Source organism: Neobacillus sp. DFD-2R, assembly GCF_057747865.1.
This window is the reverse complement of sequence record NZ_CM173228.1, coordinates 1,135,713-1,153,085: the sequence shown is the minus strand read 5'-3', so window position 1 is coordinate 1,153,085 and position 17,373 is coordinate 1,135,713. Positions and strand designations below refer to the sequence as shown.

The following is a 17,373-nucleotide window of genomic DNA, read 5'->3' as shown; positions in this document are numbered from 1 at the left end:
TTTTAATTTGAAAACCAGCCAATTGGCTCTACTTGCAGGTTAATATTAATCTGTTTAATTTCTTGAAATTCCTCCAGGCCAAAGGTGCCAAGACTCCGTCCGATACCGCTTTGCTTATAACCGCCCCACGGGGCCTCGTTATAAGTGGGGTGATAGGAATTAATCCAGGTAATCCCGGCGCGAAGTTTTTTAATAACCCTTAATGCCTTTGCTCCATCATTGGAAAATACTGCACCGGCAAGCCCATAAACAGTACTGTTCGCAAGTTTTACTGCTTCGCTTTCATCCTTGAATTTTTGGATAACAACAACAGGACCGAAAATTTCTTCCTGAACAATTCTCATTTCCTGCTTCACATCAATGAAGACTGTTGGTTCAACAAAGTAACCTTTGTCTAAACCATTGGAAACAATCCGCTTCCCGCCGCAAGCCAGGACAGCACCTTCTTTTTTCCCAAGCTCAATATAATGAAGAACCTTTTCAAGATGTTCCCGGCTTACAAGCGGCCCCATCTCAGAATGTGAAGCCTCCCCGGGACCTACTCTTATTTGGTTTGCCCTTACAACAAAACTGTTTACAAACCTATCATAAATACTTTCCTCTACAAGGATTCTCGAGCCGGCAGAACATACCTGACCTGCACCGGCGTAAATTCCAAATAAAGCATAATCGACAGCGGTTTCAAAATCAGCATCGGCAAAAATAATATTTGGTGATTTTCCGCCTAATTCTAATGAAACCTTTTTCATTGTTTCAGCTGCTGTCTTCATGATATGTTTTCCCGTTTTCGTTCCACCTGTAAACGAAACCATATCCACTTCAGGGTGAGAAGCAATTTCATGCCCGACAACAGGACCTGCTCCCATTAACAAATTGGCTACCCCTTTTGGCAAGCCTACTTCCTCAAAGATTTCAAATAACTTTTTCGAGGTAACCGGTGTTACTTCAGAAGGTTTAAAAACAATCGTATTTCCTGCAGCTAGAGCAGGAGCAATTTTCCATACACTCATTAATATCGGATAATTCCAAGGAACAATCAATCCGCAAACCCCGACAGGTTCACGGACGACCATTGCCTGCATTGGATCTGCAACATGATAGGTCTGTCCATCGGGTTTTGTAATCAGCCCCGCATAATAGCGAAAGCACGCGGCTGCATCCCCAACATCATAGCCCGCTTCCCTTAAAGTTTTACCGTTGTCCATTGTTTCTAGCTGTGTTAATTCATCGGCATATTCATCAATTTTGTCAGCAACCTTAAATAAAAAGGAGGCTCTCTCTTGTGCTGATAAACCTGACCATCTCCCCTCCTCAAAAGCTCTTCGGGCAGCATAGATAGCAGAACGAGCATCAGCTACTGTTCCTTCAGGAGCAAATGTTATCACTTCACCATTAGCAGGATTAATAATCGGCCGTGTACCTTGATTTTGAGCATCCCGCCACTCGCCATCAATAAACATTTTTAGATTGGCAACCCGTTTTTTTATCTCGACCATTCTTTTGATTCCTCCTTTTTTCAGCTCTCACTATCTTATTTGCAAGAAGCGTGCCAACTAGAAAAGCGCAAGCGCCCCGTTTAGCGACGTATGGACTGGAGCGCACCGTATGAGATAAAGGAAACACGAATCGCGTTTTTTGCGATTCGATGTTGACTTATCGTAAGGAGGTGCGCGAAGTACACTAGTCGCTGGGCGCTGGAGCTAGACAATTCTCAAAGTTAAAATTTATACTTTCTTATCTTTCTAGAAAGGCGCAAGCGCCCGGTTTAGCGACATACACTAGCCACTGGCCGCCCCTTGGAAAAGCTAACACGATCCTCGATATTTTTTAAATAATCTAATTAAGGGGCTATGCAAAATTGCATAAGTCTATTATTCTCTGCATAAAAAAAACTGCTTCAGATGGTTGTATCTGAAACAGTTTTTGATTAACGGGCGGATAGGTTTTCGATAGTAAGATTTTTCTCACTTACTATTTTTTGATATTTTCTACTCACTGAGGATTGGCTTATTCCTAATGCCTTTGCCGCTTTTGTTGTCGTTTTGTATTGATTCATCGCTAATATAATCAGTTGTTCCTCCACATAATCGATAGCCTCTTGTAACGGAATGACTCTGGTAATGACCGGCTTCATTTTTTTATATTCATAACCTAAAGATAAAAATTGACTGACAAACTCAGCATCAATAGCCTGATCCTCCGCTGAAACAACTAATCTTTCAATAATATTTTGCAGTTCCCTAACATTACCGGGCCAGGAGTAAAATTCTAAAACATTGATGGCGTCCGGTGTTAGATGATAATTTTTATCGTATTTTTCATTTAACTGCTGTAGAAAATGGAAGGCAAGGAGCGATATATCCTCCGTCCTTTCTCTTAACGGCGGAATATGAAGAGGAATGACATTTAAGCGATAGAATAAATCTTCACGAAAAGTCCCTTCCTCAACCATTTTTTCTAATCTTTTATTCGTTGCGGCAATAATCTGGACATTTACTTTGATTGAGGTGGTACTTCCAATGGGAATGACTTCCTGTTCTTGAAGCACCCTTAAAAGCTTTACTTGAAGATGCATCGGCATTTCACCGATTTCGTCAAGGAACAAAATTCCTTGGTCGGCTTGTTTGAAATACCCTTCCTTTCCATTCTTATCCGCACCTGTAAATGCGCCCTTTGCGTATCCAAATAATTCACTCTCTAATAGATTTTCAGGAATAGCCCCGCAATTCAATTTAAGAAACGGATTTGCTGATCGTTTTCCTAGTTGGTGAATCGCTTGGGCAATTACTTCTTTTCCCACTCCGGATTCTCCATAAATTAGGACTGTCGAGGAAAAATCAGCAATTTTTTTGGCCTGATTTATTATTTTATCCATTTTAGGACTGCAATAAATGAGCTTTTTTAAAAAGCGATCCTTACTTTTAAAATCATTTAATTCTTTTTTGTATTGCTCCGAAATTTTTCTCATTTCCTTCAATTCACTTTTTAACCGAGTTGTTTCGGTTATGTCTCTTGAAGCAACAATGATCCGGTCCAGTTCATTTTTTTCATTAAAGACCGGATTGCCGACAGCCAGAATTTTTCTACCGTTATTCGTTTCTTGCACAACAGAAACCTTTTTCTTCCTTTCGATCACCATCCTTGTAACAGAAGGGGTAAAAAGGCCAAGGTCCTCCAGTTCAAGAATATTTTTTCCAACAAGCTCCTTTAGATCAACCTTCCAAAAATCCTGAATAATATTTTCGCTGTATCTTATTAATTCCCCTTTAGCATTAACAACAAGAATTTCATCGTAAATGCTCGATAAAATGGCATTTAAATCTTTATTTAAATCCTTAATATATTCAATTTCCATTGCCATTTCTTCTACCATCGGCAAATCCTGCACGACGATAATAATCCCATCCACTTCATGATCATAGTTCAAAATAGGGCTATAATCGACGAGTACGCCCATTTCGTTGGTAATTTCAAGATGGTTTAGTAGCGTCTTCCCTGTTGCGAACACATGGTTAATGTGTTCTGCACTAAAAATATTTCCGGCAGGAAAATTCAAAACCTTTTCTGAAGTGGATTTAATCATTTTTAAACCCGCATCATTACAATTAATAATTCGTTTGTCCTTATCCAATACAAATATCCCCATTGGAATCGATGTAAGGATGATTTTCAGCAAATCTACACTTTTATTTTCTTGTCTAAAAAGTTCAGCCAAGACGTCTTCACGACGAATATACCCTGCAGGTTCACCGTCGCCGCCGCGAATAATCGCAAATGGTTCTCCTACAATTTGGAATAATACCGGCAGGGAAATTTGCTCACTTAAATGACAAATACTATCAATAGATTTAGCCTGTTCGAGTAACAAATCTAACGGGAAATTTTGTTTTTCCATCTTCTCAAGCAATTGATTATTCAAGGTTACATAGGCAAATAATTTATCATGCTTTTTTAAGAATAAAAAGGGTTCTTTATTGTTTATGACGGCATCTCGTAAACTATCTTTTTTTTCATCAACTGCAACTGAAATAATAGGCATGACTTTTTCTTTTGCAACGGCAAACATACTTCCCATCCCCCTTATATCCTTATCACTCTAATACTATCACTTAATCCGAAATTGTTTAACTATAAAAAAATCCGTTAAAAAAAGAAGATGTATGTCCATCTTCTTTTTCTATGGCTCTGTTAAATTTGCCTGTTGATTTCCGCTCCAGGCACTCGCTTTCCGCGGGCGGTCGGGAGCCTCCTCGGCGCTAAGCGCCTGCGGGGTCTCCCTTGACCTGCTTTTCCCGCAGGAGTCTCGCGCCTTCCGCTCCAATCAACATAGTGAGCTAAATCAACATTGAGCTTTAACATAGCCTTTTCTATAAGATTAATCACTTCCTGTAACAAATAAATCTTCTTTTATATAAGCAAGGACCATCCCGGGAATTACATAATCTCCTTCTTGAACCTCCAATGACTCTACCTCGCCACTTAAGCCGGTATGAATCGTTTCTATCCTGCCATCATCTGTTTTTATCTTAAATAATGGTTCCCATTCATAGATTCTTGACTCACTTTTTATTGAAATTTTTTGCACTTTCCCGCTAAACGGGCTAATGACTACTCCAAAATACATGAATATCCCCCCAAGTTTAGTATTGTTCTTGAAAAGGCCGGCTTTGTAAAACTAGGTCAAAGAACTCGTAAAAGTCAGGAATGTCCTCGGTTTCAATTCCTAATCTTGGAGCCCAAAATTGATCTGAATGAATATCTTCTTGGCAAAGTAACACCATGTTACCGCTTTGTATGGACGTTACCATCGCTTTTCCATAAAATTGAGCTGAGTAAGCAATCGTTAAATCATAGCGATGATTACCTGAAATAATACAAAAGTAATGATTAAGCTGCTGTTCTTTCAGTTCGGAAATAATCTCCAGCTTCATTTATTATTCCTCCTTTTATTTCGTTATAAAATTTTTTAAGACTAATATTTTAACCATCCTCTTAATCTAGAAGCTTCCGCTAACCGTTGAATCCCCTCGATGTAGGCAGCAATCTTCATATTTACCCCATACTTTTTGGAGGTGTTATAAACATTTTTAAAGCTCTGTGTCATTTTTTCTTTTAGCCTAGTATCAACCGTTTCTTCAGTCCAGTAATATCCCTGGTTATTTTGGCACCACTCAAAATACGAGACAATGACACCGCCCGAATTGGCTAGAATATCAGGAACCGTTAGAATTTGCCGCTCATCAAGTATTTTCAGTGCTTCTTTTGTAGTTGGTCCATTTGCCGCTTCGATGACAATATTACAGTTAAGTCTACTGGCATTTTGTTTATTGATTACTCCGGAGATAGCCGCCGGTATCAATACATCACATTCTTTTTCCAATAACTCCTGATTTGAAATCGAGTGATTAAAGCGGTTGGAAACAATGCCAAAGGAGTCTCTATTTTCGAGAAGATAAGGGATATCAAGGCCATTTTTATCATATAAGCCTCCTAGTACATCCCCAATTCCTATTACTTTCGCACCTAAATCATGTAAATATTTTGCTAGATAGCTTCCTACATTCCCAAAGCCCTGAATAATAACGCGGGTATCTTTTAACGGGATTTTTTTTAATTCACATACCATTTGAAGCGTATATAAAACACCCTTAGAGGTAGCTGTCTCCCTGCCCTTTGATCCCCCAAGTGCCAGTGGTTTACCTGTTATAAACCCTGGAGAATCAAACTCGCGAATGTGGTCGTATTCGTCAAGCATCCATGCCATAATTTGCGAATTTGTATACATATCAGGTGCAGGAATATCCTTTGTTGGACCTACAAGTTGACTTACGGCTCTTACGTAGCCCCTGCTTAATCGCTCCAATTCATCAAAGCTCATTTTTCGTGGATCACAAACAATGCCGCCTTTTGCTCCTCCATAAGGAAGATCAGTTATACCGCACTTTAAGCTCATCCATCCCGCCAGCGCCTTCACCTCTTCAGGTGTGACATCCGGATGGAATCGAATCCCGCCTTTTGTCGGCCCTGATGCGTCATTATGCTGGGCGCGATAGCCTTGGAAAATCTCCACTTGCCCATTATCCATTCGAACAGGGATGCTCACCTCCAAAAATCTCATAGGCTTTTTTAAGAATTCATAAACCTGTGGAGGATAGTCCATAATGGTAACAGCTTCCTTAAGTGTTTCCTGAAACTCAATCAGCGAATTCTCTTTCTCCTGTTCTTCTTCCATTTTTGTCGAACCGACAAATTCAACAGCCATCATAACACCCCATTTTTTAATGTTATAAATAGTAATAGCAATTTTCGTGCCAACTCATGGAAAGCCGATTTAGACGGCTTTTTTGGAGGTGAATTTCAGTTTTTATGAAAAAATGACTGTATTTATTCGTCTTTGCATAACTTTTGGTATTTTTCGAAACCATTCATGGTTTTCAAAGAACCTTACCCTTTCTGAGATTCATTTTTCAGTCACAAAACTAAGCCATCATTAAGAATGGAACAACATCCGCCGGTGGAACGGGAATACTGTCCTTCAAATCGGCTCTCAATGACAAATATTCACAGTTCTGGATTTTTATAATTAAACTATAAAAAACGCATTCAAGATGTTGAATGCGCTTTTTCAAACATTTTTATAATTATAGGGTTGAAGTACTATCCGCTTCTTCAAAATTAAAATCGGCAATGTTGGTTTTAAAGAATTTTGTCTGGAAAAGCAGATAGACAAACCCAATACCGGCCCAAACAAGTCCACCTATGAGTGCATCAGCATGTAAGTTAGACCACAAAATCCCCGTTAATCCTGCCCCCATTATTGGCATAATCAGGTAAGTGAAAATATCCTTTGCCGTTTTATATCTTTTTTGGCGGAACACGAAATGGGCAATGACTGATAAGTTGACGAAAGTAAAGGCAATCAACGCTCCAAAGTTGATAACAGAAGAAACTAACTCCAGGCTGGGGGCAATGGCAAGCAATGAAATAACTCCAACCAGGATTACGTTAAATACAGGTGTTCGGAATTTCGGATGGACATAACCAAACAGCTTTCTTGGCAGTACACCATTACGTCCCATAACATACAAAAGCCTGGATACACTTGCATGTGATGCAAGTCCGGAAGCAACTGTTGCAGCAAAAGCGCCCGCAAGAAAAATAAGTTTAAAGAGTGCCCCGCCCACATATAATCCAATTTCAGGTAATGTGTCGTCTGTCTGTTTAAAATGCGAAACATCCGGAAATAAAGCTTGTGCGAAATAACCGGCGACAAAAAAGATGGCCCCGCCAATAAGAACTGTCATCATGATCGCTTTAGGCATTGTTTTTTGATCAATTGCCTCCTCGGCGTACATTGTCACGGCATCAAATCCTATAAATGAGAAACAAACCACTGTAGCTCCTGTCAAAACTGAACCGAGATGTACATTGGAATGAAAAAGCGGTTGAGTTGTTAAAATGGTTCCTTCACCCATACCATGGGAAAACTGAACAAAGGCAAGAACAATAAATGCCGCAATTAATACAAGTTCAAAAACAACAAGCAGGGAATTCAAATTTGAAGTTTTCCCCATACTCCATGCATTTATTCCGGTGACAACGCCGACATAAATGACAACCCAAATCCATGCCGGGACGGCAGGAAATACGGATACCATATAAATACGAATAATTAATGCATTCACCATTGGGAGAAGGATGTAATCAAGTAATGCTGCCCAGCCGACCAAGAAACCAAGATGCGGGTTCATTGTTTCCCTCGTATACGTATAGGCCGATCCTGCGCTTGGAAATACCTGTACCATTTTCCCATAACTAATAGCAGTAAACAGCATAACAGCTAAAGCGGTAAGATATGCAAGCGGGACAACACCATTTGTTCCTTTAGACACAATCCCGAATGTATCAAACACAATTGTTGGTGTCATATAACCTAATCCAAGCCCAACAATTGCCCATAGCCCAAGTGAACGCTTAAGTGTAATATTCTCCAATTTAATCAACGCTCCTTTTAGTCCGGATTTCTTTTACTAAACAGCCAATTGAAAACACTTACATTTTGTTTCACTCATTAACGAAGATGTAAATCTTTAAGAGCTCAGCTTATTAAAGTGTCATCAGACCCTCCTCATATTTTAATGAAAAAACTTATTATTTAAAATAGTTGCAATTTTCATGCCAATCTTTAATTTACCGTCATTAAAGTAATTTAAAAAGTTAAACCTTTAATATTATGAAATTTTGCATAACCTACTCTAATTTGCATAAACAAATGAAAAAAGCAGCGAATCCCATAGTTGGAATTCACTGCTTTTTGTTTCTTCTGCTTAAGACTATGCCATTTTATTTTGCAAATCGATGGTTTCCAATGGTAACCGTCACTTGACGTGATAAAATCCAAGGGCTAGTCGATGTTTTAGGATTGTAGAAGAATAAAGAACCTTTACCTTTTCCTCTAAGAGCTATTGCTTCATTTACAGCTCTTTTTGAAGCTGCATCAGCCGGTTGATTAATTTGACCATTTTGGACAGGTGTGAATGCATAGTGGCCATTAGAAATTTGATAAATAACACCCTTCACGGAATTTGGAAAGTCCGGGCTGGAAACTCTGTTCAAAATCACTGTTGCGACCGCAACTTTCCCACCATAAGGCTCTCCTACTGCTTCTGCATGGACTAAACGTGCCATCAATTCTTTATCTGAAGCTGATATTGGAGAGTTAGGGAGTATAATGTTTTCTCCTGCATAAAGATTTGAATAATGGTTTGCCGCCATTAAACTATTTATAGGAATACCGAAACCTTTTGCGATTTTCCAGTAAGTTTCACCATATTGTACTTTGTGTGTTGTTCCTGTTGCTGCTTCCGTTTTTAGGTTTAAAGTAAATGCTGACATTGATAACAATAACCCCGCAGCTACTATTAGTTTTTTGAATTTTTTCATGTGTATAACCTCCTAGTAGATCGTCCGTTTGTCTACTATTAGGCTATCAGATGTAATATTTCAATTCTTGGTCCAAAAATTGGTAAAGGAAATATAGGCAATATAAACCTACGCTATTAAACTATTGGATAAATCATAGGAAATGTTATCCATAGAAATGAAACTGCTTAAAAAATCCTCCTTAGGAATAAAATGGTCTAATTTTAACAGCATGTAAACATTATGTAACAGGAAATTTGTATACTTTTCCCACAATTTAAATTCACCATATATATTTCAACGATTGTCCATTACAAAAATTAAAATAAGACATACATTGTAATGACAAGCAATAGGAGGTGATATGATTATGTCTGAGCATCGCAGCAGCTTCGCGTTAATCGTAGTTCTATTTATTTTATTAATCATTGTCGGATCAGCTTTCGTGTACTAAAGGGAATGCCAATATAAACTGCCCGACAATCTAATGAAGGGCACTTTTTTTGCCAGAGCGGAAAACCTTAGGTTTATCCGCTCCTTTTTTAGTTTATCGGCATCGTTAATCATGACATTTATACTTATTGCAACGATTGCTGAAGAATTGCCTCAATTAAAACAATTTCATTGGTCAAACTCATGGCTTCAGAAAGCATCACTTCAAATTCTATAATGTCTTTCGGCTTCATTCCCTTTACGCCAAAACTTTTTGCTAACGTAATAAAGTCTGGATTTGTAAAAGTAACACCAAAGCTTTCGCCAAATTTCTTCTTCATCATTTCGTCTTCAATTTTTAAGATCGAATCATTTAAAAGAATAATGATAAACGCAAGACCAAGGCGCTTTGCCGTTTCAAGTTCAGCAAAAGTCATTAAGGCTCCACCATCACCTGTGATACATATAATGTTTTTTTCAGGACAGGCCAATTTTGCCCCAATAGCACCCGGAATGGAGATACCCATTGATGCGAAGCCGTTTGAAATGATTAGCCGGTTCGCATCCATTGGTTGATAGGTTCTTGCAATTGACACTTTATGTGATCCAACATCTGAAATTACTAGTGTCTGCTCTGGCTGAACCCTTTCAAGTACATGCAATATTTTTTCAATTGTTATCTTGGTATCTTCTTTCGTTTTTTCGATAATAGAATAGGACTCTTCAATACGCTTCTTTAATTCCCCTGATGGCTCCCAAGGCTTTGGTATAATTTCTAATGTGGTGAATAATTGCAATGTTTTCTTTAAATCCCCTACTAATTCCGCTTTTACCGGATATCCTTCATTCACTTCCGCTGGTAAATTGTCAATATGTAAGACAGGTACTTTGTTTCTGTTCCACTCAGATGGGAGTTTCTCTTCAAAATCAAAGCCAATGACAACAAGTAAGTCCGATTCTTCTATACCACGAAGGACATAATCCTTTTCGTTAAAACCAAAGGTATAGTAGTTTTGCGGATGATCTTTTCCTAGAAGCCCTTTCGCCATAAAACTGTGGGTAACAGGACAGGATAGTTGATGAATAAATGCCTGAGCTTCATTGACAGCATTTTGCCTAATGATCCCATTTCCAACAATAATAAAGGGCTTTTTACTATCATTAAGCATTTTCAAACCAAGCTCCAGAGATTCGTCTGCAGGCACACTTTTCGGTAATTTCGAAACGGGTAATGGGTTGGTAGTTACATTTTCGGTTGCGATACTTTCGGGTATTTCAATAACAACTGCTCCCGGTTTTTCTCCCATTGCCATTCTAAATGATTTTCTAATTATTTCAGGGATGGTGTTGGCATCTTTAATTTGAACCGCCCATTTTGTCGCGGGTTCATAAACCTTGGAAATATCCATATACTGATGTGCGTGTAGGTGCTGAATTTCGAGCCCCTTTTGTCCTGTTAATGCCACGACAGGTGAATGATCCAAATTGGCGCCGGATATTCCCGTTAACAGATTCGTAGCTCCCGGTCCAAGTGTGGCCAGACATACACCGGGCTTTCCTGAAACCCGTCCGTAAATATCCGCAATAAAGGCTGCTCCCTGCTCATGGCGAACCGGTATGTAAGTTATTTTCTCTGACCTGGCTAAAGAATCAGCCAGGTCAATGACTTCTTTTCCAATAATCCCAAAAATATATTCCACACCTTCATTTTCTAAACAGCTTACCAATACATCCGATGCTTTCATTTAGTCCTCCAAAGAATTTATTTGTTACCACTTATTCTTTGCAAAAATTTTAAAAGGACTTAACATAGAACAAAAAAAAGAAGAGACTAGCGAGCTGTCTCTTCTTTTTTGCTTCGTGCAAGAACCGTTAAGCTGATGGTTATGATGGTAAAAGCGATAAATGCCATTAACGGAATCGTTATAAAGCCAAGCCAATTTAGGTAATCCTTTGAGCATGGCACCCCGGATGTGCACATTTCAAATTGCTGTAAATAGGGGATCTTTTGCAGAACAGTATGATAGCCTGAAATCAACATCCCTATAATAGACAACGGTAATACATATTTGTAAATTCCGGTATCATTCCGGTAGACAGCAATGCCTAAAATAATCGCTAAAGGGTACATGAAAATTCTTTGGTACCAGCAAAGTGTACATGGAATGAAGTGGCGAACCTCACTGAAGTACAAGCTGCCAAGCGTGGCGACGATTGCAGCAATCCACGAAAGACTTAGAGATTTATTCATTTTACTTCCCCTTTGCAGCTTTCGCTACCATCGAATTTAAATCATCTAATGTTTTCCCGTTAAATACCTTACCATCAACGAAAATGGTCGGTGTTCCTGTTACACCCAGTTTTGCAGCATAGTCCATATCTTTTTGCCATGCAGCATCCGCTTTATTTGCACGGAAGTATGCAACAACCTTATTTACATCAGCATTTGGGTCTGCTTCCTTTAATGTTGCCACTAAGAACTTCTCATCATAAATATCGGTTTTTTCAGCATTGCTATCTTCCGGCTGCTTCTTATACAAAGTTTCGTGAAATTTCCAAAATGTCTCATTCCCAAGCTCATGAAAAACAGCTTCTGCAAATTTAGCAGAACGGGTCGAGTCTACATTAATGAAGGAATCATTGAAAAAGTATAATTTTGCCTTACCGGTATCAACTAAATCTTTTTGAATTACCGGGATAACATTCGTAGCAAAATTTTTGCAATTTGGGCATTTATAGTCGCCAAATTCAATTATCGAAACCGGTGCGGATTTCTTACCAAGGAAGGGCTGTTCTGAATAGTCAATTGTTTCTTTTGACGCTTTTTGCACTGTTTTTGTGTGATTTCCTAAAAAGATGAATCCTAGAACAAAAGCGGCGATTAATCCAATGACCCAGAAGGTAAACTTTGATGAGGATTGAGATTCTTTTTTAGTCTTTTTATTACTTTTGGCCATAATCAAACTCCTTGTATTCGAACTTTTAATAACTAAAGATCAGACGGTTCTGTCTCTGATAGTTTAAATTTTACTAAACTTGTACAGTAAAGCAAATAAAAGGATTTGTCCATTTTTAAACAATGTTGGTCAATGAAAAAAATGCCATTCGCAAATGGCATTTTTCATTGATGGGAATGAAAATATTAAAATTCCAAACAAAGATAACTTAATGTCCCAAGGTCATAGCTGCGGTGAATGACTTTCGCAGTACCGCTGCCACTGCCCATCGTGATATATAATGGAACAAAATGCTCCGGTCTTGGCACAGCCAGCTTCGCATTTGGAGCCAATTTCTCATAATTGAAAAGACTTTCTAAATCCTGTTTATTGATGTTTTCGATTAGCCAATCATCGAAAGCAACTGCCCAAGGCTCGGGTTCGGTTTGCCCCCAGTTTATGATTCGAAGATTGTGGACGGTTACACCGCTGCCAATTACAAGAATTTCGTCTTTTCCGAGCCCTCGTAATACTTCACCAATTCGGTATTGTTGTTCAGGGGCTAAAAAAGGATTCACAGATAGTTGAACGACTGGTATATCGGCATTCGGGTACATCTTTGATAACATGGTCCAAGATCCATGGTCAAGACCCCTGCTTTTATCCGGAATGGAGGAAATTCCAGCCGCTGCAAACTTTTCTTTTAATAGTGAAGCGAGCTTCGGCGAACCTTTTGCAGGGTATTTCAAGGCATAAAGCTCCGGTGGAAACCCATAAAAATCATAAATCGTTTCATATGTCCCGTCTATGGAAGAAATCGTTAACGTTTCTGTTTCCCAGTGAGCTGTAAAAATGACGATCGCTTTTGGTTTATATTTTTGTCCTAAACTTTCTAAAAATCTTGTATAGGCTGTATCCTCTATTGCTAACATCGGTGATCCATGAGCTAAAAATAAAGATGGAAGCATTATTCATTCACCTCTTATTAGTTACTTTATGTAACTAACTATAATTTTGTAATGTAGTTATGTCAAGTAATATATTAATCATATGTAATTACTTTATTTTAAATAATAATTAGCTATAATAGAATTACAGAGGTGATTGTTCATGAATCAGTCTACATTATGCCCTAAATTTGAAAAAGCTATGAGGATCATCAGTCAGCGATGGTCCGGCTTAATCATTTACCAACTATTATCCGGTCCACAACGGTTTTGTACTATTGAATCTTCTCTCCCGGTCAGCGGGAGACTTTTATCAGAAAGGCTCAAGGACTTAGAGCAAGAGGGAATTGTTAAACGAGACGTTTACCCCGAAACACCGGTGAGAATTGAATATTCTTTAACTGAAAAAGGCCGGTCGTTGGAGCCTGTTTTAAAGGAAATCGAGAAGTGGTCGCAGGAATGGGTTGAATTGGATTAAAAAAGACAGATGAGATTTCTCATTCTGCCTTTTTTATTTAACATTCTTATTTGATAAATAAATACTTTCTTTTAATTATCCCACTTCTAAGGATTGTTGCTGTGATTTATGCAGCTTCCAGTAGAAACTCTTCCCGCGAATCAATTCCTCGTGGGACCCATCTTCAATAATTCTTCCTTTGTCAATTACCAAGATTCGGGTTGCATTTTGAATCGTCGAGAGCCGATGGGCGATGATAAAGGATGTTCTTCCTACCAATAAGGTCTCCAACCCCTTTTGCAAGGCAAGCTCCGTTTCCGTATCAATCGACGAAGTAGCTTCGTCAAGTATTAATATCCTTGGGTCGGCTAACAGTGCCCGTGCAAAAGAGATCAGCTGCCTCTGCCCCGTGGAGAGCCTTGTGCCTCTTTCGTTTACCTCGGTTTGATATCCATCCTTCATACAACTGATAAACTGATGGGCCTGAACCGCTTTTGCAGCCTCAATCACTTCCTCATCTGATGCATCTAACCGTCCATAGCGGATATTATCCATGATCGTACCGGAAAAAATAAACGGATCTTGGAGCATGATTCCCATTTGCTTCCTGAGGGATGGAATCGTTACCGTTTTGATATCAACTCCGTCAAGTTCTATTTGCCCGCTGTTTATATCATAAAAACGGCTAATCAGGCTGACAATTGTTGTCTTACCTGATCCTGTTGCACCTACAAGAGCAATCGTATCACCGGGATTCACCTTAAAATTAATGTTGTCAAGGATTTTTTCCTGTTCATATCCAAAAACGACATTTTTAAATTCAACCTTACCTTTAATTAATCGAAGTTCATCGGCATCCGGATCACCAATTACGGTTGGCTTTTCATCAATCATTTCAAATATTCTCTCCAAATAGGCTGTTGCATTAATAATCGCATTATAAAAATTCCCGATATTCGTCAAAGGCGTCCAAAACATTCCGATATACCCAACAAATGCAATCAAAGCCCCTACAGTCACTCCATGGCCAATTGACGATATTCCCATGATATAAATAAAGGAAACCGTAAAAACAGAGAGATTTTCAATTGAAGGCCAGAGAAGAAATTGAATTTTTACTGCCTTCATCCACGAAGTCCGATAGCTTTCAGATACTTCACGAAAAATTCGTTTATTTTCATCTTCCCTTGTAAATGCTTGCGTCACTTTTATACCATTGATACTTTCATGAATATAGGCATTCATGTTTGATTGTTTATTACTCAAAGTTTGCCATGCTTTTCGCTGGGCATTTTTGATAAGAAAGATCACGATTGCCAGGATCGGAAAGCCTACCATGGACAGCAGCGTCAGCTTTACATCAATCGAGAACATAAAACCTAAAATGACAAAAAGACTAAAAAGATCGGTAATTAAATTAATTAATCCATTTGAAAGCAAATCACTTAATGAATTGACATAGTTCACTACTCGCACTAGGATTTTCCCATGTGGACGGCTATCATAAAAAGTGAAAGATAATTTTTGTAAATGAGTAAACAAATCTTTTCTAATATTTTGAATGACACTTTGCCCAATCGCTGTCATCATTCTAATTTTATATTTCAAACACACTCCCGTAATAATGAGTGAAATTACGTAAATTCCTGCTAGAACCCCTAACCCCCCTACGTCTTTTCTAGGAATCTTCACATCAATAGCCTGCTTAATCAAATAGGGACCAATCAAATTCGCTGCACTGGCAATCAGCATTATGAAGATGGTAAAAAGGATCTTCTTTTGGTAAGGTTTTATATAAACCAATAACCGCTTTAAATGAATGAAACTAAAAGGGAATTCCAATTCCTCATCTACATCAAATTTATTCCGCGCCATTTATAGAAATCACTTCCTTACCTTGGTCCTGATCATCAAAATTCCCAAATTGATTCTTAAATACATTATAATAATAGCCTTTTTTCTCAATGAGTTCTTTATGCTTACCTCTTTCAATAATCTTGCCATTGTCCATAACGAGGATTAGATCGGCTTCCATGACAGAGGAAATACGATGGGCAATAATAAAACAAGTTTTTTCTTGAAGGATGGACTTCAAGGTTTTTTGGATCCGTAGCTCTGTTTCCATATCCACGGCTGAGGTTGTATCATCAAGGATCAGGATGGTTGGATCTTTCAGAATGGCCCGTGCCAGGGCAATCCGCTGCCTTTGCCCTCCGGAAAGACCCACACCGCGTTCGCCTACAATCGTATCGTAACCATCGGGGAGCTCGGAAATAAAATCATGAGCCTCGGCAACTTTAGCAGCGAATTGAACCGATTCAATAGAGGCTTCAGGATTTCCATATGCGATATTTCCTTCAATAGTATCTGAATAAAGGAAAATATCCTGCATCACCATCGCTATCTTATCCCGTAAATGATAAATATCCCAATCCTTTACATTGACTCCATCCACTCTTACCTCACCACTTGTAGTATCATAAAACCTGCTTAAAAGATTCATTAATGTTGACTTCCCGGAGCCAGTCGGTCCAATGATCCCCACGGTTTGGCCCGGAATCACTTTAAAGTTAATGTCTTCGAGTACGGGTTCATCCCCGTAGCTAAAAGAGACATGGTCAAAATCAACAACGCCTTTGAAATTTTTCACATTGTAGCGAATATCATCATTAGTTATTTTAGATTTGGCGTTCAACAAGTCTTCTACTTTTTCTGCAGAAGCAATGAACCTTTGAACATCATTAATCAGCCATCCGGCCATTCGCATAGGGTTATTTAAAGCCCAAATCAAGGAATTGAACGTAACTAATTGTCCAATCGTAATGGAACCTTTGATTACCATAAATCCGCCAACTAAAATCATCACAACAGATAAAACACCTGCAAGTGAATCGAGAACAGGCAAATATTTTTCCCAAACACGTGCGGAGAGAAGATTCTTCTCCTTGAACTCTTTGTTCTGATAGGAAAATTTATCAATTTCATAGTCTTCTTTTGCAAAGGCTTTGACTACTCTATTTCCGCTAATGTTTTCCTGGACGACAGAATTTAACTTGGCAAACTGTCCCCTTATTTCTGTAAAAGTCGGTCTGACTGTAAAGGCTAATCTGTAAGCAAAAAAGCCAATAATCGGTGTAACGGCAAGCATAGCCAAGGCTAACGGTGGGTGAATGGAAAACATGAAAAGAATTGCGAATACTAAAATAGTAAAGTTTTCAAAAATCATATAAATTCCCCAAGCGATAAAATGCCTGACGGCTTCCAAATCACCTGTCATTCGAGCCATAATCTCTCCTGTTTTGGTTCGATCATAAAAACTGAAATCCAATTGGTGAAGCCGATCATACAACTTTTCCCTTAGCTTAAAAATAACACGTTGCGATATACGCTCAAACGATAATTGATAATTATAGCGAATAACAGTCTTAACGATGGTAACTCCAATCATGATTGCTAAAAGGGGCAATAACAAATTAGTTTGATGTCCAAAAATAACTTTATCGACGATTTTTCCTGCAAAATAAGGATTAACCATATTAAGTGCTGAAATAACTAATGAAAATGAAAGACTAATGAATAATCTAACCCGATAATGCCGTATATAGCCCCACGCCCAACGCATGCTTTGCATGATCCACTTCCTCCCTTCGATTGCTCTTTAAACATAAATATATAATAT

The 17,373-nt window shown here is 38.6% G+C and carries 15 protein-coding genes; 2 read left to right on the top strand and 13 right to left on the bottom strand.

All coding sequences use genetic code 11. From position 1 onward, the window contains the following. Positions 1-2: 2 nt before the first annotated feature. From AC3ANV_RS05450 to AC3ANV_RS05420, 7 genes are all read right to left on the bottom strand, one after another. Entirely contained in the window at positions 3-1,496 is a 1,494-nt protein-coding gene (locus AC3ANV_RS05450; RefSeq protein ID WP_488312655.1) for an aldehyde dehydrogenase family protein, read from the bottom strand. Between the two features lie 431 nt (positions 1,497-1,927). Continuing rightward, positions 1,928-4,066 carry a sigma-54 interaction domain-containing protein gene (locus AC3ANV_RS05445; RefSeq protein WP_488312654.1) on the bottom strand — a complete coding sequence of 713 codons (2,139 nt, stop codon included), beginning with the start codon at positions 4,064-4,066 and terminating at the stop codon, positions 1,928-1,930. Positions 4,067-4,375: 309 nt separating this feature from the next. Next, a complete protein-coding gene (locus AC3ANV_RS05440) occupies positions 4,376-4,624 on the bottom strand; it encodes a biotin/lipoyl attachment domain-containing protein (RefSeq protein ID WP_488312653.1) in 249 nt (82 codons plus the stop codon). 16 nt (positions 4,625-4,640) lie between these two features. Further along, positions 4,641-4,931 carry an SAV0927 family protein gene (locus tag AC3ANV_RS05435; protein WP_488312652.1) on the bottom strand — a complete coding sequence of 97 codons (291 nt, stop codon included), beginning with the start codon at positions 4,929-4,931 and terminating at the stop codon, positions 4,641-4,643. A gap of 41 nt (positions 4,932-4,972) precedes the next feature. Continuing rightward, the gene (locus AC3ANV_RS05430) at positions 4,973-6,265 is read right to left on the bottom strand and encodes a Glu/Leu/Phe/Val family dehydrogenase (protein ID WP_488312651.1); all 1,293 of its coding nucleotides are present in this window, start codon (positions 6,263-6,265) and stop codon (positions 4,973-4,975) included. Positions 6,266-6,641: 376 nt separating this feature from the next. Continuing rightward, the gene (locus AC3ANV_RS05425) at positions 6,642-7,994 is read right to left on the bottom strand and encodes an APC family permease (RefSeq protein ID WP_488312650.1); all 1,353 of its coding nucleotides are present in this window, start codon (positions 7,992-7,994) and stop codon (positions 6,642-6,644) included. A 349-nt stretch (positions 7,995-8,343) separates the two neighbouring features. Continuing rightward, a complete protein-coding gene (locus AC3ANV_RS05420) occupies positions 8,344-8,943 on the bottom strand; it encodes a cell wall hydrolase (RefSeq protein ID WP_488312649.1) in 600 nt (199 codons plus the stop codon). A 343-nt stretch (positions 8,944-9,286) separates the two neighbouring features. Between AC3ANV_RS05420 and AC3ANV_RS05415 the strand changes: the two genes are divergently transcribed. Beyond that, the gene (locus AC3ANV_RS05415) at positions 9,287-9,376 is read left to right on the top strand and encodes a YjcZ family sporulation protein (RefSeq protein ID WP_488312648.1); all 90 of its coding nucleotides are present in this window, start codon (positions 9,287-9,289) and stop codon (positions 9,374-9,376) included. 124 nt (positions 9,377-9,500) lie between these two features. Here AC3ANV_RS05415 and AC3ANV_RS05410 read toward each other — a convergent pair whose 3' ends face one another. The 4 genes from AC3ANV_RS05410 to AC3ANV_RS05395 form a co-directional block, all read right to left on the bottom strand. Continuing rightward, entirely contained in the window at positions 9,501-11,099 is a 1,599-nt protein-coding gene (locus AC3ANV_RS05410; protein ID WP_488312647.1) for an acetolactate synthase large subunit, read from the bottom strand. 86 nt (positions 11,100-11,185) lie between these two features. Then, positions 11,186-11,605 (bottom strand): disulfide oxidoreductase, encoded by a 420-nt coding sequence (locus tag AC3ANV_RS05405; protein ID WP_488312646.1) that lies wholly within the window; start codon positions 11,603-11,605, stop codon positions 11,186-11,188. A gap of 1 nt (position 11,606) precedes the next feature. After that, positions 11,607-12,311, bottom strand: a complete 705-nt coding sequence (locus AC3ANV_RS05400) for a DsbA family protein (RefSeq protein WP_488312645.1) — start codon at positions 12,309-12,311, stop codon at positions 11,607-11,609. Positions 12,312-12,496: 185 nt separating this feature from the next. Further along, positions 12,497-13,258, bottom strand: coding sequence for a DODA-type extradiol aromatic ring-opening family dioxygenase (locus tag AC3ANV_RS05395; protein ID WP_488312644.1), 762 nt, complete (start codon positions 13,256-13,258; stop codon positions 12,497-12,499). Between the two features lie 142 nt (positions 13,259-13,400). Here AC3ANV_RS05395 and AC3ANV_RS05390 point away from each other — a divergent pair, with 142 nt between their 5' ends. Then, positions 13,401-13,715, top strand: coding sequence for a winged helix-turn-helix transcriptional regulator (locus tag AC3ANV_RS05390; RefSeq protein WP_488312643.1), 315 nt, complete (start codon positions 13,401-13,403; stop codon positions 13,713-13,715). Positions 13,716-13,790: 75 nt separating this feature from the next. Here the strand turns inward: AC3ANV_RS05390 and AC3ANV_RS05385 are convergent, their stop codons facing one another. Both AC3ANV_RS05385 and AC3ANV_RS05380 read right to left on the bottom strand, forming a co-directional pair. Next, positions 13,791-15,569, bottom strand: coding sequence for an ABC transporter ATP-binding protein (locus AC3ANV_RS05385; protein WP_488312642.1), 1,779 nt, complete (start codon positions 15,567-15,569; stop codon positions 13,791-13,793). Next, on the bottom strand, positions 15,556-17,325 hold the full coding sequence (locus AC3ANV_RS05380; RefSeq protein WP_488312641.1) for an ABC transporter ATP-binding protein: 1,770 nt from the start codon (positions 17,323-17,325) through the stop codon (positions 15,556-15,558). Before AC3ANV_RS05380 ends, AC3ANV_RS05385 begins: the two co-directional genes overlap by 14 nt. Positions 17,326-17,373: the final 48 nt, after the last annotated feature.

Coding starts and splice junctions, on each gene's coding strand:
- AC3ANV_RS05410 (WP_488312647.1), bottom strand. CDS start 11,099: ATGAAAGCATCGGATGTATTGGTAAGCTGTTTAGAAAATGAAGGTGTG.
- AC3ANV_RS05420 (WP_488312649.1), bottom strand. CDS start 8,943: ATGAAAAAATTCAAAAAACTAATAGTAGCTGCGGGGTTATTGTTATCA.
- AC3ANV_RS05415 (WP_488312648.1), top strand. CDS start 9,287: ATGATTATGTCTGAGCATCGCAGCAGCTTCGCGTTAATCGTAGTTCTA.
- AC3ANV_RS05385 (WP_488312642.1), bottom strand. CDS start 15,569: ATGGCGCGGAATAAATTTGATGTAGATGAGGAATTGGAATTCCCTTTT.
- AC3ANV_RS05450 (WP_488312655.1), bottom strand. CDS start 1,496: ATGGTCGAGATAAAAAAACGGGTTGCCAATCTAAAAATGTTTATTGAT.
- AC3ANV_RS05405 (WP_488312646.1), bottom strand. CDS start 11,605: ATGAATAAATCTCTAAGTCTTTCGTGGATTGCTGCAATCGTCGCCACG.
- AC3ANV_RS05430 (WP_488312651.1), bottom strand. CDS start 6,265: ATGATGGCTGTTGAATTTGTCGGTTCGACAAAAATGGAAGAAGAACAG.
- AC3ANV_RS05440 (WP_488312653.1), bottom strand. CDS start 4,624: ATGTATTTTGGAGTAGTCATTAGCCCGTTTAGCGGGAAAGTGCAAAAA.
- AC3ANV_RS05445 (WP_488312654.1), bottom strand. CDS start 4,066: ATGTTTGCCGTTGCAAAAGAAAAAGTCATGCCTATTATTTCAGTTGCA.
- AC3ANV_RS05380 (WP_488312641.1), bottom strand. CDS start 17,325: ATGCAAAGCATGCGTTGGGCGTGGGGCTATATACGGCATTATCGGGTT.
- AC3ANV_RS05435 (WP_488312652.1), bottom strand. CDS start 4,931: ATGAAGCTGGAGATTATTTCCGAACTGAAAGAACAGCAGCTTAATCAT.
- AC3ANV_RS05395 (WP_488312644.1), bottom strand. CDS start 13,258: ATGCTTCCATCTTTATTTTTAGCTCATGGATCACCGATGTTAGCAATA.
- AC3ANV_RS05400 (WP_488312645.1), bottom strand. CDS start 12,311: ATGGCCAAAAGTAATAAAAAGACTAAAAAAGAATCTCAATCCTCATCA.
- AC3ANV_RS05390 (WP_488312643.1), top strand. CDS start 13,401: ATGAATCAGTCTACATTATGCCCTAAATTTGAAAAAGCTATGAGGATC.